The 25984-nt window shown below is 45.6% G+C and carries 18 protein-coding genes and 1 tRNA gene; 8 read left to right on the top strand and 11 right to left on the bottom strand.

The window, feature by feature from the left end; translation table 11 throughout:
- Nucleotides 1-5: 5 nt before the first annotated feature.
- The 7 genes from DET62_RS05115 to DET62_RS05085 form a co-directional block, all read right to left on the bottom strand.
- Entirely contained in the window at nucleotides 6-1973 is a 1968-nt protein-coding gene (locus DET62_RS05115; protein WP_243734852.1) for a methyl-accepting chemotaxis protein, read from the bottom strand.
- A gap of 119 nt (nucleotides 1974-2092) precedes the next feature.
- Complete coding sequence (locus DET62_RS05110; RefSeq protein ID WP_011234666.1) at nucleotides 2093-2839, bottom strand: 3'-5' exonuclease; 747 nt, start codon at nucleotides 2837-2839, stop codon at nucleotides 2093-2095.
- A gap of 3 nt (nucleotides 2840-2842) precedes the next feature.
- The gene (locus DET62_RS05105) at nucleotides 2843-4696 is read right to left on the bottom strand and encodes a DUF294 nucleotidyltransferase-like domain-containing protein (protein WP_110013221.1); all 1854 of its coding nucleotides are present in this window, start codon (nucleotides 4694-4696) and stop codon (nucleotides 2843-2845) included.
- Between the two features lie 71 nt (nucleotides 4697-4767).
- A complete protein-coding gene (locus DET62_RS05100) occupies nucleotides 4768-6390 on the bottom strand; it encodes a BCCT family transporter (protein ID WP_181396966.1) in 1623 nt (540 codons plus the stop codon).
- Nucleotides 6391-6682: 292 nt separating this feature from the next.
- On the bottom strand, nucleotides 6683-7291 hold the full coding sequence (locus tag DET62_RS05095; protein WP_110013219.1) for an outer membrane beta-barrel protein: 609 nt from the start codon (nucleotides 7289-7291) through the stop codon (nucleotides 6683-6685).
- A gap of 105 nt (nucleotides 7292-7396) precedes the next feature.
- On the bottom strand, nucleotides 7397-8566 hold the full coding sequence (locus tag DET62_RS05090; protein WP_110013218.1) for a M14 family metallopeptidase: 1170 nt from the start codon (nucleotides 8564-8566) through the stop codon (nucleotides 7397-7399).
- Between the two features lie 8 nt (nucleotides 8567-8574).
- Complete coding sequence (locus DET62_RS05085; RefSeq protein ID WP_110013217.1) at nucleotides 8575-11391, bottom strand: TonB-dependent receptor; 2817 nt, start codon at nucleotides 11389-11391, stop codon at nucleotides 8575-8577.
- Between the two features lie 234 nt (nucleotides 11392-11625).
- Between DET62_RS05085 and katG the strand changes: the two genes are divergently transcribed.
- On the top strand, nucleotides 11626-13881 hold the full coding sequence (gene katG, locus DET62_RS05080) for a catalase/peroxidase HPI (protein ID WP_110013216.1): 2256 nt from the start codon (nucleotides 11626-11628) through the stop codon (nucleotides 13879-13881).
- 97 nt (nucleotides 13882-13978) lie between these two features.
- Here katG and dbpA read toward each other — a convergent pair whose 3' ends face one another.
- From dbpA to DET62_RS05065, 3 genes are all read right to left on the bottom strand, one after another.
- Nucleotides 13979-15403 carry an ATP-dependent RNA helicase DbpA gene (gene dbpA, locus DET62_RS05075; protein ID WP_110013215.1) on the bottom strand — a complete coding sequence of 475 codons (1425 nt, stop codon included), beginning with the start codon at nucleotides 15401-15403 and terminating at the stop codon, nucleotides 13979-13981.
- Nucleotides 15404-15488: 85 nt separating this feature from the next.
- Complete coding sequence (locus tag DET62_RS05070; protein WP_110013214.1) at nucleotides 15489-16361, bottom strand: DMT family transporter; 873 nt, start codon at nucleotides 16359-16361, stop codon at nucleotides 15489-15491.
- A gap of 163 nt (nucleotides 16362-16524) precedes the next feature.
- Nucleotides 16525-17685 carry a porin gene (locus DET62_RS05065; protein WP_110013213.1) on the bottom strand — a complete coding sequence of 387 codons (1161 nt, stop codon included), beginning with the start codon at nucleotides 17683-17685 and terminating at the stop codon, nucleotides 16525-16527.
- Between the two features lie 312 nt (nucleotides 17686-17997).
- Here DET62_RS05065 and DET62_RS05060 point away from each other — a divergent pair, with 312 nt between their 5' ends.
- From DET62_RS05060 to DET62_RS05035, 6 genes are all read left to right on the top strand, one after another.
- Entirely contained in the window at nucleotides 17998-19161 is a 1164-nt protein-coding gene (locus DET62_RS05060; RefSeq protein WP_110013212.1) for an iron-containing alcohol dehydrogenase, read from the top strand.
- A gap of 11 nt (nucleotides 19162-19172) precedes the next feature.
- Nucleotides 19173-20534: a hypothetical protein gene (locus DET62_RS05055; RefSeq protein ID WP_110013211.1), complete on the top strand. Its 1362-nt coding sequence runs from the start codon at nucleotides 19173-19175 to the stop codon at nucleotides 20532-20534.
- A complete protein-coding gene (locus DET62_RS05050) occupies nucleotides 20524-21900 on the top strand; it encodes a sigma 54-interacting transcriptional regulator (RefSeq protein ID WP_110013210.1) in 1377 nt (458 codons plus the stop codon). The genes DET62_RS05055 and DET62_RS05050 overlap by 11 nt, the downstream gene beginning before the upstream one ends.
- Nucleotides 21893-23341 (top strand): NAD-dependent succinate-semialdehyde dehydrogenase, encoded by a 1449-nt coding sequence (locus DET62_RS05045; protein WP_110013209.1) that lies wholly within the window; start codon nucleotides 21893-21895, stop codon nucleotides 23339-23341. Before DET62_RS05050 ends, DET62_RS05045 begins: the two co-directional genes overlap by 8 nt.
- 33 nt (nucleotides 23342-23374) lie before the next feature.
- Nucleotides 23375-24409 carry a cyclase family protein gene (locus DET62_RS05040; RefSeq protein WP_110013208.1) on the top strand — a complete coding sequence of 345 codons (1035 nt, stop codon included), beginning with the start codon at nucleotides 23375-23377 and terminating at the stop codon, nucleotides 24407-24409.
- Between the two features lie 219 nt (nucleotides 24410-24628).
- A complete protein-coding gene (locus tag DET62_RS05035) occupies nucleotides 24629-25183 on the top strand; it encodes a porin (protein ID WP_011234651.1) in 555 nt (184 codons plus the stop codon).
- A 262-nt stretch (nucleotides 25184-25445) separates the two neighbouring features.
- On the opposite strand, the gene DET62_RS05030 is transcribed toward DET62_RS05035, so the two are convergent.
- Nucleotides 25446-25522: transfer RNA gene (locus tag DET62_RS05030), tRNA-Val, on the bottom strand.
- Between the two features lie 195 nt (nucleotides 25523-25717).
- Between DET62_RS05030 and DET62_RS05025 the strand changes: the two genes are divergently transcribed.
- Complete coding sequence (locus tag DET62_RS05025; protein WP_110013207.1) at nucleotides 25718-25981, top strand: hypothetical protein; 264 nt, start codon at nucleotides 25718-25720, stop codon at nucleotides 25979-25981.
- The last annotated feature ends 3 nt before the right edge of the window (nucleotides 25982-25984 follow it).

Here is a 25984-nt window from a genome sequence, read left to right as displayed (position 1 = left end):
AACAATTAAGCGGTTTTAAACTCCATCGCTAAATCTTGTAATTCTCTGGCCGATTTAGCCTGTTCCTCGGTTACGCTCTTAATCTCCTGCGAGCCTGTCAGAATAAGAAGCGACGCTTCATTAACTGACTCCATATTGTTGGCAATATCTTTTGCTACAGCAACTTGCTCTTCTGATGCAGTCGCTATTTGAGTCGACATTTCGGAGATACTATTTATGTCCTCAGATATGACTGCAAAAGCCTGTTCTAGCTCTCTGGCTTGCTCCTCTGTTGCTGTGGCTATAGATTTACTCTCATTCACATCTTTATAGGCGGCATCTGATAGCTGCTGAAAACCGGTCAGCATTTCAGAAATTTCATTGGTTGAATTATGAGTCTGGCTTGCTAATTTTCGCACCTCGTCAGCCACAACTGAAAACCCACGACCATGTTCGCCTGCGCGAGCGGCTTCGATTGCAGCATTTAGCGCAAGTAAATTAGTCTGGTCGGCGACATTTTGAATAACGTCAATAACGCGATTAATGTTAACGCTGCGTTCCTGCAATTGACTAATTACTTCGCCTACATTTCCTATCGCAGAAGCTAAGGCTCTGACACTGTTGATACTTTCGCGAACAGCGGCTTCACCTTTGTTTTTGCTGTTGATGGAACTATCGGCAGCATCGGCAACGCGTTGAATATTCTCGCTAATTTCTGATGCGGTAGCGCTCATTTCTTCAGTGGCAGTAGCGACCTGTTCGGTTTGTTTTTGCTGACGGGTTATTTGCTCCGAGTTTTGCGAAGCAGTAGAGCTTGTTTCTTCGGTTGCCGTGGCAAGCTGAACACTCATTTGATCAATTTTATTCAAAGAAGCGTTAAACTTCTCCAGCAACTGGTTAAAAGCCGAACCAATATTCCCCAGTTCATCCGTTGTTTTACTTGAAACTTTCCGGCGTAAATCTTTGTTTTTCATTACAAAGTCTATGCCTTCGAGGAGCTCTCTTACCTGGCTGTATATTCCTTTCAGAATAAAGAACGTGAGTACTACAATCGCCAGGATAAAAGCAGAAATCAGAATAACTAACAGCCACAACTGGCTTAACGTTTCGCTTGCTGTTGCTATAGAGGATTCACTAACGACTTCGAGCACCGCCTGATTCGCTTTATTGATTCTGGCGATATACTGAGTACTGAGTTGGAACCATTCCATACCACTCAGTTGAGAAAAAACATCGCTTTCCAGAAGCTGCTCGCGTGTGGCTTTTACTTTAGCCAACTGAGACGAATTTATCAGTTCTTCTATCAGCGGTTTTAACGACTTATTCGCGGCATAGAAGGCGTTATCCAATAGCGCATGCTGTTGTCCGGACAAACTTTGCAGTTTAGCCAGTTCTTTCGTATTGGCTTGTCCGGAGGCTAAATAAGCAGCGACAGACGCTCGTTCTTTTCCTGCCGCTTCGGCTGTATTTGCCATTAAAGAATAGGTGCTGAGTTCCCGCGTAATTTGCGAATTTGAGGACTCAGCAATGACATCGTCGACAACACTAAGTAATGAGCTTATGGCTTGAGTATAAAGGTTCACCATTTGCTGGCGATCCATTTGGCGGCTGTCTATTTTACCGCGCCACTCATCCAGTTTATTGTTTTGTACAGCTTCAATTTTCTGCTGAATTTTCTTTGAAAAAGTTATTTCAGCTGCAATATTTTGTGTTTTAGTTAAGAACTGGTTAATAAATTGATCCAGCTCATCGCGCTGCCGCTGTAAATTGTCTACATTATTCTGACTGAAGCCAGAGGCCATAGTCAGTGCTGAAAGACCACGTTCACGTTGTAAGGCCCCAACCACGGGAGCACTGGCAACGGTTAAATCAGTTAATAATTCAATATGGTGTGCTTCTGAGTAACGCTGATATGTCGAAACTAAGTTCGTTACCGCAAGAAATATCATCATAAATAAGGGGGGAAGCACCAACAACAGTAGTTTGTTGCGCATTGATAAATTGCCCAGCCAGTTCATATTTGCCCTCGATTCGCCTAAGCCGAAATTGACTATTATATTTGTCATCGGCGCGACAATCGCTCACCTTTAAGGCGTACCTCCCAACGAGTAGATCAAGGCAGCCAAATCTCACCAAGTGGGGTATCTGGCTCAAAGTGATAGGCTATCTGAGCCTGCAGAAGTTCCGCACATGCCAGTGCGTCAGTTAACGCATTATGCGGCGGATAAAAAGGTAGGTTATAGCGGGTACGACTGTCCGCAAGGCGAATTGATTCCGGTTTTTTTCCAAGTAGTTTTTGCCAGAAGGATAACGGTTTACGGTGGAATCGAGCTTCAATTTCCATTGTATCAATAAGCGGAAACTGGATGTTTTCGTGCAGGCGTTCTTTAATTCCCCGTTGCAGGAAAGGGCGTTCAATGCCGTGGTAATGAACAACCCAGACTTTTCCGGCGACAAGCTCCAGTAGCTCATCAATAATACTTTCTAAATCGGGGGCGTGTTCAATTTCGCTATGAGTAATACCATGTATAACGACGGATTCATCCGTAAGACTGCGTCGTGGTTTAACAACCCAGCTTTTTGCCTCTGAAAATAAAATCCGCTCTGTGGTCATAGGTATTGCGGCGATGCTGACTATGCCATGCTGTTCAGGATCTAAGCCCGTGGTTTCAAAGTCGACGGCAACCATGGGCGTTTTATTAATGGGCGTATCCGGCGAACTGATGCCCTGACTGTAATACCGTTTAAGCGCCTGAGAGTGGCTCAGCTGTTCTAAGGTTTCAAATTGTTTGGGCCAGTCAATGTTCTTAGATTTTCTGGGCTTTTGTTTTTGTTTGTTTTCCGGAGCAAGATAAAGCATTGCCTAGCCTCCCGAGTAACGGTAACGCAAATATTTTTGTGCGTTACTTAGAATTTGAAAGGCGTCTTTTAAGTTTTTACGCTCAAAATGAGATAAGTCTTCCGGAGCAACGTTATTGTCAGGCACTTCACCCGCCGAAATGGCTAACGCCTGATGTCGAATTCTCACCATAGAAATTAATTCCAGAGCATCACGTAAATCTGGTCCGCGACCTTGTGGCAAAATTTGTGAATCAATAATGTCTTCAAGACGAGTAAAGGAATTGCGCTGTGATGAACCAATGGCCAGAGCATGAACACGGATCAAATCTGCAACAGGGCCGGTGCCGCGACGTTTGGTATTGATGCTGTCACGGTGTTTGCCATCTTTTTCCATGACAAAGTCTTTAAAAAAGCCCAGAGGGGGCGTGCGGTTTAGCGCATTACGTGCCATAGAGCCTAAAAACCGTTTATTGCCTTTGGCTTTTTTTCGTATCAGTGAATTGAGCTCATCGGCGAATTTTTGTTGCCCCCAGACACCGTCCAAATCAAAAAATATGGAGGAGTGCAGCAGCTTTTCCGGTGACGGGTTTTCAATCCAGTCGGTAAAGTAGTTTTTCCACACTTTTAACGGTTGTCGCCAGGCATCGGTGGTGGCCATAATGCCGCCCGTACAATAGGTATAGCCGCAGGCATTTAAGCCGTCGGCCACAAAGCCCGCTAACTCTTTAAAGTAGGCATCGTGCTGTTTGGGATCAAAATCGTCGTGTAAAACCATAGCGTTGTCCTGATCCGTGACAATACTTTGCTCGTCACGTGCCATTGAACCCAAAGCCAGGAAACAGTAGGGCACCGGCGGCGGTCCGAATTTCTCCTCGCCAAGCTCTAAAAGCCGCTGTTTGAACGAACGACCAATGGTAGCCATTGCCGAACCTATCATCCGCGAGTTTGCATCTTCGTTAACCATGCGGACAAAACTGGCGCGGACACTTTCTGCAAGTTCGGTTAGCTCTTCAATAGAGTTTTGCTTAAAAATACCACTGACAATAAACAGAGTACTTTTTGACTCATGCTGTGCCACATCCGATAAAGCTATGACGCCTACAACCTGACCTTTTTTCAGTACCGGCAAATGGTGAAGGTTGGTTCGCATCATTATCAACAAAGCTTCGAACACGCGGTTATTATGCTGAACAAATGTCAGGTTCTCGGTCATTATAGAAGAAACGGGGTGGGTACTGGACCGGTTTACCGCCAGAACACGCTTGCGTAGGTCTTTGTCCGTTATAATACCCACAGGAAGATGCTGTGTTTCATCGATAATAAGTAATGATGATACTTTTTCATCTGTCATTTTTGCGGCAGCATCGTGAATACTGGCGTTTAAATCAATAGAAACCGGCTCGCGCGTAATGATTGTATCAACGGTCGCAGAAAGCGATTCATTACGGTTTTCCTGCTTTTTTACGGCTTGATTTACGCGCCTGTGCCCTTCGACTTCCACTGCGTCGGCAAAGCTGTCGTATTCATCGAACAAGCGATTAAACAAACTGCCGGGAATAAAGTAGATAAGCGTATCTTCTAATGCTTTGACAGGGTAACGAACCTTGCCTTTACGCAGTAGACCCGCTTCACCAAAAAAACCACCTTCGCTTAAACGATTAAACAGGTCGCCGTTACGGTTGTAGGTTTCTACTGAACCGTTCCTAATGACGTATAAATCAGAAATTGACTCATTATATTCAAGTACTTGAGAGCCGGCTTTGAAATAGCTGATTGCAGTGTTTTTGGCAAGCTCAACAAGTTCGTCTTCAGGTAACTCATTGAAAGGAGGGAAACGACGTAAAAAATTCAGAATTTCCAGATGTTCGGCTTCCATAATTGTACCTGTTATAGCAAAAGCGGCGCTTCAGCGCCGCTTTTAAATGGGTAAGGAGCTTTCGCTAATAGCTACTTAGCAGGTTTACCAACTCTTGGCTCGGAACGCAATCCCTGAACGACTGCAAAACAGGAAGCCAATAAAACAATGGTAAACGGTAAGCCTAAAGATAAGGACATTGCCTGCAGGGCAACGAGACCACCGCCAAGTATCAGCGCAATTGCGACTAACCCTTCAAACGTACACCAGAATATACGCTGAGGTACCGGTGCTTCAACTTTACCGCCAGCGCTTATGGTATCGATAACCAGCGAGCCTGAGTCAGACGAGGTAATGAAAAATACCATAACCAGAATAATACCCACAAACGAGGTTACTTCTGTCCAGGGCAAGCCTCCCAGCATAATAAACAGTTTGAGTGAAAGCTTTTCACTGGCTATTTGTTCGGCTCCCGCAACGAATTGCTCTATTGCAGCGGTACCGAATACTGTCATCCAGAATACGCAGGCCAGAGAAGGTATCAATAGTACCGAAATTAAGAATTCACGTACGGTACGGCCTCTTGAAACGCGGGCAATAAACATACCTACAAAAGGTGACCATGCAATCCACCATGCCCAGTAAAACGATGTCCAGCCTTGAGAGTAACCCAGGTCTTCTCGTCCAACCGGATTTGACAGGGCTGGGAGGTTAACAATGTAATTGTAAAGGTTTTCCGCGAAACCAGTGAAAATAGCTACCGTCGGGCCGACAATAATGACAAACAGCATCAGAATAGCCGCCAGTGACATATTCACTTGCGATAGTCGCTGTACACCTTTTTCCAGGCCTGCAAGAACTGAAATTAATGCGATAGCGGTTATCCCCATAACCAGTAGCACATCGGTGGTATCACCTTCAGCCCAGCCGAATAGAAAGTTTAACCCTGCTGCCGCCTGAGAAGCACCCAGTCCAAGTGATGTTGCAAGACCGAATAAGGTTGCCAGTATTGCGATAATATCAATGATATGTCCTGGCCAGCCCCATACGCGCTCGCCCAGAATTGGGTAAAAAATAGAGCGTATTGTTAATGGTAAGCCTTTGTTGAAAGAAAATAAGGCTAAACCTAAAGCAAGAACGGCGTAAATAGCCCATGGGTGCAGAGCCCAGTGAAAAATGGTTGCAGCCATGCCTAATTTTATTGCTGCAGCCTGGTCACCGCCAGCACCGCCAAGAGGTGCTGAGTCGGTACGAATACCATCCGCGTTAAACTCAGTTCCACCAAATGCAGCACTAAAATGAGTAATCGGCTCAGAGACACCGTAAAACATGAGTCCAATACCCATGCCTGCGGCAAACAGCATTGAAAACCAGCCCAGGTAAGAAAAGTCCGGGCTTGCTTCAGTGCCGCCTAAACGCACGTTCCCTAATGGTGAAACAATTAAGAATAGACACAGAAGCACAAAAATATTAGCTGCACCAATAAAGAACCAGTCTAAATTAGCCGTTAACCAATTTTTTGTACTTGTGAATACCGGCTCCGCCTGATTCTGGAACATTAAAGTAATAACCACAAAGGCGACGATCGCAAGTCCGGAGATAGCGAATACGCGGTTATGGAAATCCAGACCAAAAGGTCCTACTTTCATAACAACGTTATCTTGTCCTACTTGGTAATCCGTATCGATTGGGTTGACTTCACCGTCAGGAATCATTGGGTCGTCGGCTTTGCGCTCGCGCTCGAGGTCTTTGTCCCCGCGGAGCACTTCCTCTTCTTTTTTATTCATTTGCTCTCCCCTGTATAAAAATAGGTGTTTTTACGCTTTGAATTTAAGCGTTTATTCTAAATTTACTAATAGAGTATAGAGAGCTACGGACGTTTCTTAAAGTTAGATCGGTTTTTTGCAGTAAAAATAATGAATTAGAGAGGTTAGAAATGTTGTAGAGGTGTGCTGACGTGTCTCTATATAAGGTGACACGCCAGCGTTTAAGCATTCAGGCTAAGAGTTAGAAACTGTACCGAACTGTTGCGGCGACAGTATCGACGTCCTGATCGATTTCGTCTAAATCGTAGAGTTTATAACCAACACCTAGAGAAAGGTTGTTAGTTAAATGAAAGAAAGCTGAAGCGTCATAACGAATACCATTTTCGTCATCAATGTCCAGATAATCAGCTTTCACCGATAGCTCAAAAAAGTCGGTGATCATTGAACGAATGCCAACGCCTGCTCCGTATCCTGATTCATCGAAAGACTCTGAACCAAGGTCGTCTACTGAGCCAACAAGTTCAAGCTTTTCATAAGTAACTGTAGCGAAAACGTCAGTTGACTCTGTGATACCGTGATTAAAGCCGATACCTGCGTTAAGTGAGTCTAAATCAACGTCACCGAAATCCGATTCGTCACCAACGGAGTCGAAATTGGCCAGCACAAAAATTGAGTCAGTTAGTGAAAGCGAGCCGGCTACGGCATAACCATCCATTGTAATATCATCGTCGATAGGTGTTTCAATATCGGTTTCTATGTAGGACGCCTGAATTTTATCCCAGTTAGGAGAGTCGGCAAAGGCGCTAGTTGAAGTTCCAATCAATGCAATTGCAATTAATGTTTTCTTCATAATTCTTCCTTAAGTTGAGAGTAACTATTCAAAAGTAACCAAGCGGTTATCTCTATTTAAAGCTAGCTACACCCGTGGCAGTCAGCAATGCCCTTTACGAAACCTTTAATCTAAGCGGTTAATTAAAGAGATGAGGGCGGCTTCCGCAACTTTTTTAATGTTATTGCGTTCTTCGTTGTCACTTACTTCATAGGTCACGGCGTGCGCGGCAAATTCATCAGCGATGAACTGCTTAAAAACACCACTTTCAGGATGAGCTCCAGGCTGATAATCAAGTTCTACTGAACCGACAAGTTCTTCAATTTCCTCAATCCAGTTGTAGACTCTTTGAGGGTTTCTCAAAGGCACGCCGCTGAGGGGTTCGTAGTCTTTAGGCATGGTGTAAAAGACATTTTTTCGGGTAGAATGGAAGTCAATTGCAAATTCAATTTCCCCGCCGTCTTTAACCAGCTTTTTAAGATAATTAGCCATGGCCTGAGTTTCCGGTAGGGTCAGATTTTTCCAGTCTCTGTTCATATCGATGCCTGCCGCGGTTAAGCGCCAGTTCCCATGGTAGACCCCATCTGGATTCATATTGGGCACCAATAGAATGTTGTACTTTTGTCGAAATTTAACGACGTAAGGCTCGTCGCTAAACAGCAACTCACCAAAATGTAGTAGTGCTAACGCGCCGGTAACTTCGGGAGGGTGTTGACGGCCAATTAAAATTATCCATTTATCGCTGGACTCAACTCTATGCTCCAGAGCCGCCAGGTTACGTCCTTCACTGGAGACTCCGAGAGAAATAACTTCGGTCTGTTGCGGCTCTTTAATAAGACTACTGAGCCACTCAATGTAATGAACGTTGTCAATAATCTCCTGTCCGGCAATATACTCTTTGGTTTGGCCTGAAAGGGTTAATTCAAACTGAAGCGTGCCGTCGCCTTCAGAAAATGGAATTGCGTGCCAAATATCATCGCCTTCGCTGCGTTTGGGTTTATATCGCGAAACCCCTTCACTGGCGACCAAAGTAATATCGATTGTTTGGCTTGTTTCAGCTTTATTTTTTACCGCAAAAGCATACCAGGGACTTGGGTTAATTTTCTCTCGTTCAGGCTCCAGAAAAAGCCTGTATTGATTATCACCTGTTTTCTCACAATGGTTCAGGCGTCCCACAGCAAAATTGATAGTGAACTCGATCTGCTCAAAAGAGCAGTCCTTCGGTTTTTTATCCGTCTCTTCAGGCTGCTGAAGTGCTAACTGGCTTAATAACGCAACATTAGCTAGTGTGAGCATTTATACTCCTAAAATGCCCACGACAAAGTGGCGTATGTATAACGTCCACGGTTTGAGTGAACATCGGAAAAGTAACCGAAGCTTTCATCTGCAATGGGCGGTTTTTTATCAGCCAGATTGCGGGCACCTATTCGCAGACTTAAGCCGTCGAGTGACTCCTGACTAAAGTAGTAGTCGAGATAGATATCGGTTGTGATCCAGCTATCAATTGGCATCATTTCTCCATCAGACGTTGTTACGCTAGTTTCGTAAAAGTCATCAACATAGTTGACTCGTATACCAGCGCCCCAGTTCCCGAGATCCCAGTCTAGACGAGCAAACGAACGCCATTTAGGGTTCCCGTCCATTTGCCGTAAATCACCTGCGCCAACCACCGGAATGTCAATAGGGACAGCGGGGTTACCATTTTCCTGAGCTTCCAGAACAATGGCACTTATAGGGTCCGGGGTTTGCATAAATTTACGCAAGTGAGCTGCGTTGATCGAAAAGTTGAATAAACCAAAGGCTTCACTGTTAACTTCATAATTAATACTGATATCGGTACCGGAAATTTCACGAACTTCAAGGTTGTCGTACTGATTATTTACGTAAACAACCTCCAGATCATCGTTACGTATAACGGCAGGATTTGAGCTGCCTTGTGAGCGTAGCAGTGAATCATAAAGTAAGTGGGTTTGGCTGTTTAAAATTCCGACTACGTTTTCCTGCTCAATTGTCCAGCGGTCAACAGTAATAAGAAAGTTTTCAAAAGGGGTAATGGCAAAACCTACGTTATAAATTTCGTCGTCTTCTGGTGTGAGTTTGCTATTGCCGCCTCTAATCTCGGTTATGCTGTAACGATCATCAATAACAGGATCGGTTCTGGAATTGGTTCGGGAAACACTTTCCTCAACCACCTGAGGTAAGTTAGGTGCGCGGAAACCGCCGGAGTACGATGCTCTTAATTGCAGCCAGTCAACCGGTAACCAGCTCAGGGCGACTTTAGGCTTGGTTACGCTGCCGACGTCACTGAATCTTTCGTAACGAAGCGCCAGTTGCATATCAATGGTTTGGTGCAGCGGTACCAGGAGCTCAGTATAAGCGGAAAAAACGTTACGACTGCCTTCTGAGTCCGGTGTAAAGCTGCTTCCCAGAACATCGGAGTTGGTCATCAGTTCGCCAGTGATTTGATCATAGAAAGGGGTAGAGCCATCCAGCAAATAATGTCGGTCATCGGCGTAGGCTTCGTAACGATACTCGACCCCCGCGGCGATGCCAATGTCGCCTGCGTACCAATTTGCCAATGCGGGGTTGGATAGTTTGAAATCCCATTGCGCCAGCTCACTGGTGCTGTCCCGAGTTATGTCTTCGGTCAGCCCGGCTATAACAGCGGCTGAGTTATAAACGGATGTTCCGTTATTTACGTTCTCCGGATTACCGCCAATAAATGGGTTATAAGCTTCTTCAAGATTGGTTGAGTTAATCGCCTGTTGCAGCGCACTTACGCGGATGCGGTTATAGCCTGTATCCAGTGTATCGGCTCTGGAATAGAGCAGGGCGGATTCCCATTCCCACTGTTTTGAGTAACCTTTTATGCCTCCCAGTAGACGGTAACTGGAGTCTTCAACCTCTATTTTTCTTGGGCCGACATCCATTGGCCGTATGTTGCGCAGCGTTACAGTTTCGCCAAATGGGTTGTAAGCTGCATTTTCGCTAATGGTGAAGCGCTGCGCAGTAAGGTTGGCATTTTGCTCGCGGCGACGCTTAGATAGCGCCTCGTAGTATAAGGCCTCGCCAAAAAGCTCTAAGTTAGGCGCAAGAGAATGTGTGTAATAAGCAAATAGGTTTACCCGGTCTATTGCCGAGGTCATGCTCTGATCCTGAGCTGAGTCGTAACGCATATCTCTGGGAATGGAACCTTCGGCAGCACAGACTCCATCAGACAAAGTCTGAAAGCAATCACCCATAGATTCCGGGCGAATATGGAAACGGCCAATATTTTCGCCATCGTATATTGCCCAGGGACTGGATAACGAACGGTTGTCTAATTGGGTATCACCAACAAAAGCCTCTGGTATTCTGTCGTTAAAACGACGGTCTTCGCTGGCTGAATATGAGCGCTCATTGGCGCCGATTTCATCACGGGTGTAATAAGCGAAAGACAGACTTAAATGGCTTTTATTGTCGTTAAAAAATACGCCGGTTGAACCGCTGGCAAGGTACTGTTGCATTGAAGTTCCTTCAGCGTTGCCGGCGCTCAGGTTTAACTGAGTTTGAGTGACTTCTTTTTTCAGAACATAGTTAACGACACCAGCTACGGCATCGGTTCCATAAAGTGCTGAGGCACCATCACGAAGTACTTCAAGTCGTCTTAAACCGGTTACCGGAAGGGTGTTCGAGTTTACCGTGGTAACAGGAACAAAGTTCTCGGTCTGGGTTCCCGGGTGCAAAACCAGACGACGACCGTTCAGCAGAGTTAAGGTATTACCTGTGCCTATGCCTCGCAAGTTAATGGAAGCGACATCGCCACGTGCATCATTAACACCACCAATAGATCGCTCGTTGTTAAAACTGATATCGCCCACTTGAGGAATAGAGCGAAGCAGTTCATCTCCAGTAACAGCGCCTGTATTAATGATGTCATCTGAATCGAGGATAGTCACCGGGAGTCGTCCGGCAGCCTGCGCCCCCCGAATATTACTGCCTACCACAGTAATTTTTTCCATTGCCTCTTCATCATCTTCACTGCGATCTTGCTGCATGGCAAGTGCCTGAAGGGGGAGAGTAAATGAACTTAAAGCGGCAAGAGTACAGAGTGATAAGTAGCTTTTTCTGTGTTTATTCATAATAAAACCTACACTGTTTTAACAATTAACTTAGTTGTAGGTATATACCCAGATCGTTATTTTTACCTCAATTTTTAAACATTCTTAACATATTTATGACTCAAATTTTTGGGTCAAGACAGACAATCCGATTATGGCAATCTATTTTTCGAGCCTATCTGAGCCCCCTAAAACACTGCGTTTGTTTTATATTACTGACGCACTTATTGTGTCTAACGAAAAGGGTAATTAATCATGTTTAAGAAAACAGTACCTTTACTTTCTGCTGTAGCGATTGCGATATCGTTTTCAGCCGGAACTGGTGTTGCAAGTGCTCAGGAACACTCATCTTATGAGGTGAATTCTCCAGAGCCTAAGTCGAACGATTTCTGGTGGCCAAATAAGCTCAATTTAGAGCCATTGCGTCAGCATAGTCCTGAATCAGACCCCTACGGCGACGATTTTGATTATGCTGAAGCCTTCAGTCAGCTTGACCTTGAGCAGGTTAAAAAAGACATTGAAGAGCTGATGACCTCGGATCAGGACTGGTGGCCAGCCGACTACGGTCATTATGGTCCATTCTTTATTCGTATGGCCTGGCACGGTGCCGGAACCTACCGGGTTCAGGATGGCCGCGGCGGTGCTGCTGGCGCTCAACAACGTTTTGAGCCACTAAATAGCTGGCCGGATAACGTCAGTCTGGATAAAGCGCGTCGATTGTTGTGGCCGGTCAAGCAAAAGTACGGCAGAGATATCTCATGGGCTGACTTGATGGTGCTAACCGGTAACGTTGCGCTTGAGTCTATGGGGTTCGAAACTTTTGGTTTTGCCGGCGGACGTGAAGATGCCTGGGAACCTGATATTGTTTATTGGGGTCCCGAAAAAGAATGGTTAAAGGGTGACGAGCGCTACTCTGGTGATCGTGAACTTGAAAACCCTCTGGCCGCTGTTCAGATGGGTCTGATTTACGTTAACCCTGAGGGACCTAACGGCAAGCCGGATCCTTTATTGGCCGCGAAAGACATTCGTGACACCTTTGGCCGCATGGCAATGAACGACGAAGAAACCGTTGCTCTGATTGCCGGTGGACATACCTTTGGTAAGGCACATGGTGCGCACAAGCCAGAAGAATGTTTAGGCGCTGAACCGGCTGCTGCAGGTGTTGAAGAGCAAGGTCTGGGCTGGAAAAATAAATGTGGTAAAGGTAACGCCGAAGATACCATTACCAGTGGTTTAGAGGGGGCGTGGTCAGTGAACCCGACAGCCTGGACAACTCAGTATCTGGATAACCTGTTTGGTTTTGAATGGGAACAGACTAAGAGTCCAGCCGGTGCTATTCAGTGGATCCCTGTTGACGGTCAGGCGTCTAATTTAGTTCCTGATGCTCACGTTGAAGGAAAGCGCCATGCTCCTATTATGTTTACGACGGATCTTTCGCTGAAAGAAGACCCTGAGTATCGCAAAATTGCTAAACGCTTCCATGAAGACCCTAAAGAGTTTGAACTGGCATTTGCAAAAGCCTGGTTCAAATTGACTCACCGCGATATGGGCCCTAAACAGCGTTATCTTGGTGATATGGCTCCGCAGGAAGATCTTCTGTGGCAGGATCCAATTCCTGAAGTCGATTTTGAATTGATTAACGGCAATGATGTTGAACAGCTCAAGGTTGCTATTCTGGACTCAGGCCTTAGCGTGCCTCAGTTAGTTCGTACGGCCTGGGCTTCGGCATCGAGCTTCCGCGGTACTGACATGCGTGGCGGTGCTAACGGCGCTCGTATTGCATTAGAGCCTCAGATGAATTGGGAAGCGAACAACCCGGCTGAGCTTAAGAAAGTGCTGGATACGCTGAAAGGCGTTCAGGAAGACTTTAATGATGAGCTGTCCGGCGACAAGTACGTGTCTTTAGCTGATGTTATCGTTTTAGGCGGGGCTGCCGCTGTCGAGAAAGCAGCAAAAGATGCCGGTTACGATGTGACGGTACCTTTTGAGCCGGGTCGTACTGATGCCTCTCAGGAAATGACGGACGTTAACTCGTTCTCGTTCCTTGAGCCTAAAGCTGACGCATTCCGCAACTACTATGCTGAAGGCAACCGTGTGTCACCAGCTCAGCATATGGTCGATAAAGCTGACCAGCTAACTTTAACGGTACCGGAAATGACGGTATTAGTGGGTGGCTTACGTTCGCTGGACGCTAATTATAACGATAGTGACCATGGTGTTTTTACAGACCAGCCGGGCACGTTGAATAATGACTTTTTCGTTAACCTGCTAAGCATGGATAACGAATGGAAAAAGTCATCGGACAACGAAGCGATATACGAAGGCTTTGATCGTAAAACTGGAGAACAGAAATATACTGCTACGACGGTTGATCTGATTTTCGGTTCAAACTCTGAATTGCGTGCTGTTGCAGAAGTGTATGCAATGAGTGATGCAGACGAAAAGTTCGTTAATGATTTTGTTCAGGCATGGACGAAAGTCATGCAGTTAGATCGCTTTGATCTGAAATAATAGTTAAGCGTGTGAGCGGTGGTATTCTCTTCAGAACGAAGAGAGTATCACCGCTTTTTACATTGTCATTTAAGAGAGCAGGCTGAGGCACCCCGAATTAAAGTACTTTTGCCCGAAACTTCTTACCTTTTATTTTATTATTATTGATAAGCCCTAAAGCGTGCTTAGCCAAACGGGAGTTTACCGCAACAAAACCAAAGGTACTTTCCAGCTTTATTTTTCCAATGTCGTCAGCACTTAAAACGTTATCCTTCGTTAGGGCGCCAACAATGTCACCCGGTCTCAACTTGTCCTTTTTCCCGCCACTGACTTGTATGGTCGACATATTGGCTTTCAACGGTTTGTTGTTAGGCAGCGCTGGCGCAGGCTTTACCTGAATGGGTTCGGCAAAAGTATCCTCAAGCAAGCGCATTTTATAATCATCTTTTTCCGCAATTAAGGTTATTGCGACGCCTTCTTTGCCCGCGCGTCCAGTACGACCTATGCGGTGGGTATGAGTGTCTAAATCATGAGCCATATTAACGCTAATCACTAAATCAAGTTCGGCGATATCCAAGCCGCGGGAGGCTACGTCGGTTGCAATTAGTACGCGAGCACTGCCATTACTAAATTGTATAATCGCCTGATCGCGATCTTTTTGCTCAAGCTCACCATGCAGAGCTAATACGCTGAATTTATTGGCCCTAAGTGTGTTAAAAATGTCTTTTACTTCGTTCTTGGTGTTGCAGAAAACCAGACAGTTTTCGGGTTGATGATCGCCCAGTAAATTCATTACCAGCTGTGCGCTGTCTTCATTATTCATGGCATAAAAGAGCTGTTCGATTTGTGGCTTTGCCTGCTCTTGAATGGCCTCAATATTTCTTGCCTTAGTTGTCACCTGTTCTGCTAAGGCAGCGATATTTTTAGGGTAGGTGGCACTGAATAATAGTGTCTGTCGTGTTTTTGGAATGTGTTTGACGATGGCGTTCAGGCTGTCCTGAAATCCCATTTCTAACATTCGGTCGGCTTCATCAAGAACCAGAGTCGTCAACATGGACAAATCAACATTGCGCTGCTCAAGATGATCAAGTACCCGACCGGGTGTGCCAACTAAAACATGAGCGCCATGCTCAAGCGAGTTGGTCTGAATACGTGATGGCTCGCCACCGCACAGGGTCAGTATTTTGATATTAAGCATTGATTTAGCCAGCTTACGAACCTCGTCAGCAACCTGATGGGCGAGTTCACGAGTAGGGCATAATACCAACGCCTGTGGCGAAAAGCCTTTTGCCTCCAGCTTTGCCAGCAAAGTCAGCGCAAAAGCGGTGGTTTTTCCTGAACCGGTATCAGCGCGAACAACGGCGTCGGTGCTATTTAAAATAACCGGCAAGCTTAAGGACTGCACCGGTGTCATTTGTTGGTAACCAATTTCATCAAGCCGTGTCAGTAACGCTGGCGGCAGGTTCAGTTGATTAAAGTGAAGGAGTTCAGGTGAAGTATCAGAAGTGTTATCCGAGATATTTTCAGGCGTATTTATAGGCATTAAAGGGGCCACTTTCTGTGTCAGGTTTCTGTGGTTATTGTAACAGGGTTCTGGACAAATATACTGAGGTAATCTGAGTAAAAGCTCACTGTTTGCTGGAATAAACGCCCAGGGCAGTGACCGTAGCCAGTATTATCAGCATTCCTAGTACCTGCGTGTAAGCCAGCACCTCACCTAGAATAATCACGCCGAATAGCGCGGCCGTAACGGGTTCTATTGTCGCCACTATGGACGCCAGCGCGGGCAATGTTCTTCTCAGCCCAATAATATAAAGAATAAAGGATGCGCCACCGCCCAGTACTCCGAGAATAGCAAAGAGCGGCCAGTCTACGGAGTTGACGACTCTGCCGGCTTCCTCTATATCGATTAATGTGCCCAGAACCAGTGTCAGGGTAGAAAACGCGATTGCAAGAACGGCCTGAGGACTGCCTTGCCTGGCTGCGTATTTAAAACCAAAAATAAAAAGCGCCAGTGACATACCTGAAAGAAGTCCGGCTATGACGCCTATAGAAGTAATACCACCGCTGTCGACTTGATACACACGGGTGAGTAATACGACACCAGCCATTACTAACAATATTGCGGCACATTTGCTTAACGTGGGGCGTTCAATTTTAATAGCGAAAGAAATTAGGTAAACAAATATGGGGGCGCAATACATGAGTGTCGCTGCAACGGCAACGCTGCTCTCAGAAATACTGAAGAAATAAAAAGCGAAATTTCCGGAGACCCCAAACCCGGCGATGATAGACCACAACCATAACTTACCGTTAGTGAACCCACTATTGCGAGGTCTTAAAACCAACCACATCAGCACAAATATAAGCCCGACAGCACCCCGGCAAAAAGATACTAAAACGGCATTCCAATCGTCGTTGATTAGAATGCCGGCTATTCCGCCGGACAGTCCCCAGAACAGCGCCGCTGACGCCACCAGTATGATGCCTGAATTCGTCATTGCTTCGGTCAACTTCTGTTGGAGTGCTGAATGAACCTAAAGTATTGAATTTAGAAGACAGGAAGGAGATTTTCAAATGGTGCTTAGCTACTAAACTGCCAGTTTGACAGTCATTGCTCTGAAAGCGCGAGCAGTGACTGTCTATTGAAAATAATGCTAATGATTAAAATGACAGCGCAAAGCCGATACTGAAAGCTTCGTTTTTAATGCTTTGGTTCATGTGGTTTTCTGCTTCTAGCGCCGACACTTCAGCCGAAACCGTAAAAATTTCCCATAAGGTGTGATAAACGGCAGCGCTGACTTTTGTTTGTTGTTTGACTTGCTCTAAGCTGTCTACGCCAGCTAAGTCCACTTTTGACGTGCCATAATTCAGGCCAACTTTGGTTGCACCAAATTGATGGGTTAGCTGTGTAAACCAGCCTGAGCTGTCGCGTGGACTGCCGTTGATGTCAGCAGCATCAATTAATAAGCCATAATAGCCCAGGCCTGACGCATCAAAAGCTGAGAGTGATAACCGAGTGTCATCAAGCTGAATGGCGGCAGTGATATCGATTCCTTTTGCATTGTAATCATCAAGTGAGGTACTGACCTTTTGATTATAGAAAGTTGTTGAAATAAACCCGTAATCGTAGTTATAGCGAAGCCGTCCATGAAGTCCAGGGCGTTCAGAACCTGAATCGCCAACATAACCATTACCGCCGAAACTGACAGAATCTAAAGGTTGAAAAATGCCGATATCAGCGTGGAAGTTTTCTCCTAGTTCACGACTGTATGTAATTTGAGAAAGTCGGTCGGCAAAAATATAGCCATAGCCTGCGGCACCCAACGAGGTATTTAATGGGCTGCGAATTGAGGCCGGCGCACCGACACCGCTCAATGCCATATCCTCTAAAACGACATCAATGCCAAATACTCCATAGCCGCGTCCGACTTTTAACGTTCCGACATCGTCATTTCCTACTGTAAAATACGCTCGGTAAGCCCGATTGTCTCCGTTGCCGTTAAAGGCACTGTTATCAGTAGATCCTGGTTCAATTGCTAAAAATGCTTTTATATCGAAGTCATGTGTCTGAGTTGTTGCTGAGAATTGAAAGCTGGACGGGCTGTATCCATTTGATACTGACGTAGCGTCTTCACCAATACATAGCAGTGCGTTTCCTGCGACGGTGTTATCAGAGTCGTCACAGCTTGCGTATACCGCATGTGCATTGATGTAGCCGTTAAAGTTGAAATCCCAGTCCGGAGTTGTCTGCGCTGCTGAGCTTCCGCTGATTAACATTCCTGCAATACCTAGCGACCGGTAAATAGTGTATTTGTTATTCATTTTTATAATCCCTGGTTTTTTATTATGTGACTAATGTCAGCGGTTTGAGTAGCAATGCTTGTGCCAAACGGTGGGCTTCGAGTAACTCTATGTTTTTTATGATTTTTTAATGTATTTACATTTAACTATTTGATGAAATATCTCATCAAATCTGGCTATATTGATGATTTAATTCATCAAAATATTTTAATTTCAGCAGGTGAAGTTACGTAAAGTGATTTAAAAACAAAGGGTTATATAATTTTGTTGTGAGTGGTACGGGTTTTGCTACAGTTTATTGACATAACTTGAAGGTATAGATGAAGGAAATCTATGACAGCTAATAGCGTACAGGTTTTTAAAACGGCGGGACGATTGCTTACCGGCTCAGGAGCAAGTAACCAGCTATTTTCCGAGATGTGCAGGCTTAACTTGAGGCATCCCTTAATTGTAACGGATAAAGGCGTACTTGATGCCGGGCTAATCCAACCTATTGTTGCCGAACTTAAAAGTCAGGGCATTACGGGTATTGTTATTTACTCTGAGATATCAGCGGAGCCAGAAACCCATGTCGTTGAATCGTGCCGTGACGTTTTCATTAATGAAAGCTGTGATGGGATTATTGGAATTGGTGGCGGCAGTGCAATGGATACCGCAAAAGCCGTTGCGGTATATCAAAGTGAGAAGAGAGCTTTGAACGAACTGTTTGGTGAGAACAACTGTGCGCGGCGAACCGTACCTTTAGTTTGTTTACCGACCACCGCAGGAACAGGCTCCGAAGTCACTAATATATCCATCCTGTCAGACGTAGAGGCACAACTGAAAAAGGGGATTGTCAGCGATGAACTGCTGCCGGATGTGGCGATTGTTGCACCGGAATTGACGCAGAGTTGCCCGCCATCTGTAACGGCAGCAAGTGGCATTGATGCATTGGTGCACGCCGTAGAAAGTTATATTTCTAATTTTGCTTCAGATATCACCCGGGCGTTATCAGTAGGCGCCATAAAAATGATTGTCAACGCCTTGCCCGATGCTTATCGACGTCCTGATGATCTCGACGCAAGAGAGCGTATGGCTACCGGTAGCTTAATGGCTGGGTTGGCATTCGGAAATGCAGGAGTTGGTGCAGTACATGCCTTGGCTTATCCTCTGGGCGGGCGTTATCACTTGTCGCATGGAATTAGTAATGCACTGATGTTCACTCACGTCATGCGCTGGAATCTATCATCCTGCCCAAATGATTTTCTCAATATTGCACTGGCGATGGGGGCTGAAGCAACGATTAGCGAAGCCGACGCAGGAGATTTCGTTATCGAGAAACTTGAATCCCTCTGCCGGGCTGTCGAGATTCCTGGTGGATTAAGAGAATTTGGTATTGAACATAGTGATCTGCGTTCACTGGCTGAAGCGGCGAGTGGTGTGACTCGTTTACTGCGAAATAACCCTCGTGAACTTAGCGTCGATGATATCGAAGCAATTTATCAGGGCGCTTATTAAAAGGATTCATTATGTCGTTATGGAAACAACGAAAAGACGGGGCGGAAGCACCTTTCTGGCCTATGGGACCATTCAAGGTCAGATTGCCATTTCTGCATTATCGCTTTGAGTGGCCAGACTATCTGCAGGGGTTATTAATGTGCGCCGTCGATTTGGCTGCAATATCATTAATGACCGAATTACTGGGAATGCCATTTGAAGCGGCATTAGCCGTTGTTCTGATTAACGGAGCGTTTTATCTGTTACACCATTTATTGGGTGACCCGGTAGTTCCCGGATGGATAACGCCCGCTATTCCTTTATTGATGATGTACGTATCGACCTTTGCAGAGGGCGAAGCGAGAGTGCATGCTTTGATAGCGTTTCAGATGATGCTGGGTCTTTTTGCCATTGGGCTGGGAGCATCCGGTGTTGCAAAACGAGTAGTGCAGATTATTCCCAGCGCTATAAAAGCTGGAATCATCATGGGCTCCGGCTTAGCTGCGGTAGCGGTAGTATTTGAGGAGGGAGGCCGTTTCGAATCCTATCCGTTTACTATCTCAATTGCGGTCGGCATTGCTTTTTATCTTATTTTTTCACGTCATTTCGCGACGGTTCAGAATAAACACTGGGTTCTTCGTGTACTGGGTAAGCTCGGCATTTTTCCCATTATCGCTTTGGCTATTGTGATTGCACCACTGGCTTCAGAAGCTCCATGGCCAGATATCGAATGGGGCATAACATCACCTGACTTCGCAACCTTATTCGCGCATTACACCGTTTTTGGTGTCGGGCTACCGCCTCTTAGTATGTTTTTAACTGCCATACCAACGGTGCTGGCAGCTTATATTGTGCTGTTCGGCGATGTGTTACAGAGCAAAGCTATTCTGGCGGAAGCAGATGAGATGCGTCAGGACGAAAAAATTGATTACAACGCCGATCGCGCGCATCTCATTTTTGGTGCCCGCAACTTTGGTATGAGCATAATTGGCCCGGATGTTGCGATGTGCGGACCGTTATGGGCGGCAATGCATGTGGTAATTGTTGAGCGCTTTAAAAAAGGGCGGAAAGCTATGGACTCCATTTTTGGAGGCGCGGGTTCTTTTCGCTGGGGAACCAATACCGGCCTTTTACTTCTGCCGGTGGTTAGCTTAGTTCAACCGATTCTGGGAATTGCTTTAGCTCTGACTTTGCTTATACAAGGCTACGTCAGCGTTCGTATTGGCATTCAGGAAGCAAAAACGGAACGCGACTTGGGCATAGCTGGAATTATCGGGGCAATTCTTGTAGTTAAAGGAGCAACTTGGGCTTTCGCTGCAGGGCTGCTGTTATGTTTTTTGCTATATGGCTGGCGTTTGCGCGCACCTAAAAAGGAGCAGACGGATGTTCGGTAGCGATAGGTTACAACGTGTATTAGATGCGATGAGCGACGGCGTTTATGTCACCGATGGTAACGGTATTACGATAACGGTCAATACGGCTTATGAGCGTATTACCGGTATTCCGAAGGAAAAGCTTCGGGGGTTACATATGTCCGAAGTTGTGAAGCGTGGTTATATTTCGCGCTCGGTATCTTTGGAGGTTTTGAAAGAAAGAAGACCGGTTACTTTGACGCAGGACGTAAGTAAAGAGCACCAAATTTTAGTTTCTGGTACACCGATGTTCGACTCCGACGGGCGTATTGAATACATCGTTACCACGGTTCGGGATGTCACTGAGCTGCTAAAAGCCAAAAGAGCGCAGGAAAAGCTGGAACAATTACTGAGCTTACGTGAGCAATATGGTGCTTCTGTTTCAACCGATGGTCATAAAGAGCCTTTTGTCATTAGTCGGCAAATGAGAGCTTGCTATGATCTCGCAAAACGAGTGGCAAGCTCCTCTGCAAAAGTATTGCTACAGGGAGAAACGGGTACCGGGAAAACACTGCTTGCACGGACTATTCATAGTTACAGCAATGTCGCTAACGGGCCTTTTATTGAATTAAATTGTGCCGCGATGCCAGAGTCTCTGCTTGAGTCTGAGTTATTTGGTTATGCTTCCGGGGCGTTCACCGGAGCCTCCGAGAAAGGCAAGACAGGGTTACTTGAGGCGGCTAATAATGGCACTTTGTTTCTTGATGAAATTGGTGATTTGCCGCTAACTCTTCAAGCCAAGTTACTTAAAGTTATTGATGAAAAACGGTTTTTGCCGGTCGGTGCTACTTCGTTTAAGCAAACGAACTTTCGGTTAATTTCAGCAACACATCATGACTTAAAGAAACTGGTTGCCGAAAGTCATTTTCGGGAAGACTTGTTATACCGATTAAGTGTGGTACCAATTGAACTGCCTCCCCTGCGAGAAAGGATCGAAGAAATTCCCGTACTGCTTGAACATTATCTCAACCATTTCAATGAAAACTATGAGTTGGACTGTCGTTGGCATGCTGATGTGATTGCTCGTCTTAAACAATATGAATGGCCGGGCAATATTCGCGAGCTGATTAATCTGACAGAACGATTAATGGTGACTTCTGAACAGTCGCTGATCACAACGGCTCAGTTACCTATAGAAATAGCAACTGACAGGCCGTTAGGGCGTGACGGGTGCTCGCTAAAAGAACAGGTAGAGATGCTTGAGAAGAGAGTAATTGAAGAGGCGTTATTGATGCACGGTACCACGCGGGCGGCAGCCAGCGCTCTGGGCGTTGATCAGTCGACCTTAGTTAAAAAACAAAAACGCTGGCGCATAGAACAAAAAAGGGACTTACCGAACGATGAATAATGAACAAGTTTTACAGCCCGATAATGTGGAGTTAATGAAAAACAGCCCGGTTGGCCCGTCAACAAACAGGTCAATAGCTGTTGATGATCCTGCAACTGGGAATGTGATAGGTCACGTACCCGATTTAACACCGAAGCAAATTAGCCGCTCTATAGAGTCTGCGGAAGCCGCTTTTTACAAGTGGAGAGACGTTCCTCTCAGAGAGCGATGCGAGAAGCTTTTTCGCTGGTATCAACTCATGCTTGAAAAGGAAGAGGAGCTTGCTGGCATTTTGACCAGTGAGCAGGGTAAACCATTATCTGAGTCACGAGGCGAGATACGTTACGCAGCAAGTTACATTCAATGGTATGCGCAGCCAGGCCTGCAAGACCAGGGGAGCATTCTGCCGTACTCGTCAACCGATGAATCAATGATGGTTATTACCGAGCCGGTAGGTGTTTGTGCTGCGATAACACCCTGGAATTTTCCTGCGGCGATGATCACGCGCAAAGTTGCACCTGCACTGGCGGCTGGTTGCACAATGTTGGTGAAACCCGCTCTTGAAACCCCGCTGACAGCAATTGCAATTGCTGAGTTAGCGATACAGGCGGGGATTCCCGAAGGCGTTTTAAGCATTGTAACCGGCGACGGGGAGGCTATTGGTAAAATATTCAGTGAAAGCGCCGTAGTCAGAAAGTTAAGTTTTACCGGTTCAACTCGAGTCGGGCGTTTACTTATGGCTTCATCAGCTTCAACGGTTAAACGACTCTCACTTGAACTCGGTGGAAATGCGCCTTTTATTGTTTGTGAAACCGCAGATGTCGAGCGTGCAGTGCAAGGAGCTATCCAATCAAAATTTCGTAATGCGGGGCAAACCTGCGTATGTGCTAATGCCTTTTACGTTCATGCCAAAGTTTACGATGAGTTTACTGCGAAATTTATCGCCCGGGTAAATCAACTCATGTTGGGTAACGGCAAAAATGAGTCCGTCGATATTGGTCCATTGATTAACGAAAATGCACTCGAAAAAGTAGAGCAGATAGTCGCAGATGCAGTAAAAAAAGGCGCCGTAATCGCCTGTGGCGGAGAGCGGTGGGTAAACTCAGAGCGCTGGTATTACCCGACCGTGTTACTCAACGCTGATAGCTCTATGCATTGTGTGAATGAAGAAATCTTCGGGCCCGTTGCACCTATTGTTCAATACGACAATGAGACAGCTTTATTAGAAGAACTCAGACAGCAACAAACCGGATTAGCTGCCTACTTTTACAGCCAGAATTTAGGGCAAATAAAACGTCTTTCGAGAGCTCTTGAAGTTGGAATGATTGGTGTTAATAGCGGCGTTATATCTGACGCGGCAGTGCCTTTTGGTGGCGTTAAGTCGTCGGGGATTGGCCGTGAGGGCGGGCGCCATGGAATTGAAGAATATTTAGAAACTAAGTACATCAAACTTAGTTATTAATATAAGCGTTAGAACAACAAAAAAGGAAGAACAATGAAAACAATAAAATCAGTACTATCAATGGCTTTAGCTACCGCACTTATGAGTGCCTCCGGAGTTTCGTTGGCTCAGACCAGCGATATTGAAAACCTTCAAAAAGATATGCCCAAAAACTGGGGGAAATGGGGCGATGCCGATCAACTTGGCGCCCTTAACTACCTTGATGAAAAACAGGCCTTACGTGGTATAAAAGCCGTTCGTTCAGGGGAAACTTTTACGCTTCAACTGCCGATTACCCATGGAGTAGGGCCAGTATTCCCGGGACGCGTTCCGGCAATGCACTTCATGACGCAGGACGAGAGTATGTACAGCGTAAATAAGCTGGATGAACTGGCCGGTGGTGTTAAGTACTCAGACGATGCCGTTTTCATGTACTTGCAGGGCACGACACACATGGATGCTCTAGGCCACGCATGGTATGGCGATAAAGTATATGGCGGGGTATCGGCTGATAGCACAGTGCATGGGCATGATCATGTTGATGTTGGTGTCTTAGCTGAACACGGTATTGTTGGCCGCGGCGTACTGCTGGATGTCGGGCATTTGAAAGGTGGTGACATAGGACGGTTGGCACCGGGTTCATGTATTACTTTACAAGACCTCAAGGACACCGCAAAAGCGCAGGATGTAACTGTTGAAAAACGCGATATTTTGTTAATCAGAACAGGATCTGTAGGACGTTTTTATCAAGAGGAACCAGATGCTGAGTGGAGCGCAACAACAGAGCCCGGCTTGTGTTATAGCAAAGACCTGATTAAATGGATTGATAACATGGAGATACCCGTGATTGCGGCTGATAATCTGGCAGTTGAACTTGTACCGCAAAAGATTGAAGGTAAAGATTATGTGATCCCGCTACATGGTGCGCTTATTCGGGACTTAGGTGTGGTGTTGAGCGAGCTATACTGGCTGGACGATTTAGCGGCAGATAGCCGTGAAGATGGTCAATATACCTTTATGTTTACTGCTGCGCCTTTAAAGATGGAGCGAGGCTCCGGTTCTCCAATTAATCCTATCGTTATTAAGTAGCCTTTCATTTAAGAGTATGCAGGCATATCTGCCTGCATATCTCTTTGCTTTTTGTCGTAAAAAATGTCGATAATCATATGATAATCAACTAAAAAACAACAAAAAATATAAGTTTATTTCGTTATTATTACATACATTGCTTCGCTGAATGAAGCAGTGCTGCCTGGCAGCTTGGAAGTAGTAAGTGCGGGACACGCACGACATAACGGAGTATTAAGAATGAAAAAAGCAGTATTAGCTACACTTATCGGCGCCGCGTTATTCAGTGGTGCAACTTTAGCCGCTGATCAAGGTTCTGACTTTGACCGCGTAGAAGCACGCTACATTGACGCTAGTGATTTTGATGGCGATGCTTTCGGTCTTAATGGTCGTGTAATGCTTGACGAGTCTATTTACTTGACGGGCGATTACATCCACACTAGTGACCACGGTCTTTCATCTGACCAAGCTTTAGTTGGTGTTGGTTATAAGCATGACTTTACTGAGCAGCTTGCGGGTTTTGTCGATGCTAACCTGGCTTATGCGGATGCTTCTGGTATTGATGATGATTATGGTTATGCAGTGCAAGCTGGTGCTGTTTATCGTTTAAACGAAGCGGTTGAATTTGGCGGTTTAGTTCGTCACCTCGACATCTATGAAGATGATTACCAACAATTTGAATTGTCTGCTCGTTGGTACATTAACAGCTCATTCAGCTTAAGTGCAGCTTATGTAGATGGTTTTGACAGCGATACAGATGATAGCTATTTCATTGGCGCTGCTTGGCACTTCTAAGCAAGCCAGTTAAGCCTGCCGCCTGTCGTTTTAGACGGGCGGCAATTTACCCTAAAGACTTCCCTTACCTTCTTAAAGCCCGCGCTAGTTAAACTTCGATACAAACAATGCTTCATTTTCATTAAGAAAACCACAGACAGAACCCGTTCAGGCTTTAACCGTTGTGTTTCCATTAAAGTCAAAGTAAATGAATAAAGCTTGAGGGATACTTCAATTAACCGAGTAAAGGTATTTTTCTATGGGGTAAACCGGTCACTTAGAATGGTGCGTCCGAGTAGACTCGAACTACCGACCTCTGCCATGTCAAGGCAGCGCTCTAACCAACTGAGCTACGGACGCACTTTATGGGGAATGTCGTTAACGACGGGCGGTATATTAGTGATTTGCGCTCACAGGTGCAAGCGATTTTTTACTAAATGCATTTGTTTGTCGAAATTCTATTCAGCTTTGAATGACTATGCTTATTTTCTTTAGAAGGCTTTTGCTAGAATGTTCACTATACTCAGTTTTTACTGACGAAAAAGAGGTGGTTAAATGTTTGCTTTTTTACGAGTAATACGTGCCGTTGCAGGGCTTCTTTTTCTGGCGACCATCGCCGGCATTATTGCACAGCTTGCTTTTAATATATTACATGTCGATATTTTGATGCGCTCTTCCGTCATTGTTGTTATGGCGGGGGCTCTACATGCCGCGTTCTGGCTTTGGGTCTTTATTGGCTTACGGTACGTTATCAATGAAATTCATCAAAAAGAGCAGGGTACGCCACACCCTGGCCTAACTAAACACTGGCATCTTTAAGCG

Origin of the sequence: Idiomarina sp. H2 (genome assembly GCF_004364275.1) — a bacterium.
In the GTDB taxonomy this organism is placed as follows: domain Bacteria; phylum Pseudomonadota; class Gammaproteobacteria; order Enterobacterales; family Alteromonadaceae; genus Idiomarina; species Idiomarina loihiensis.
The sequence above is the reverse complement of the archived record's forward strand: the minus strand, read 5'-3'. Positions and strand labels throughout refer to the sequence as shown.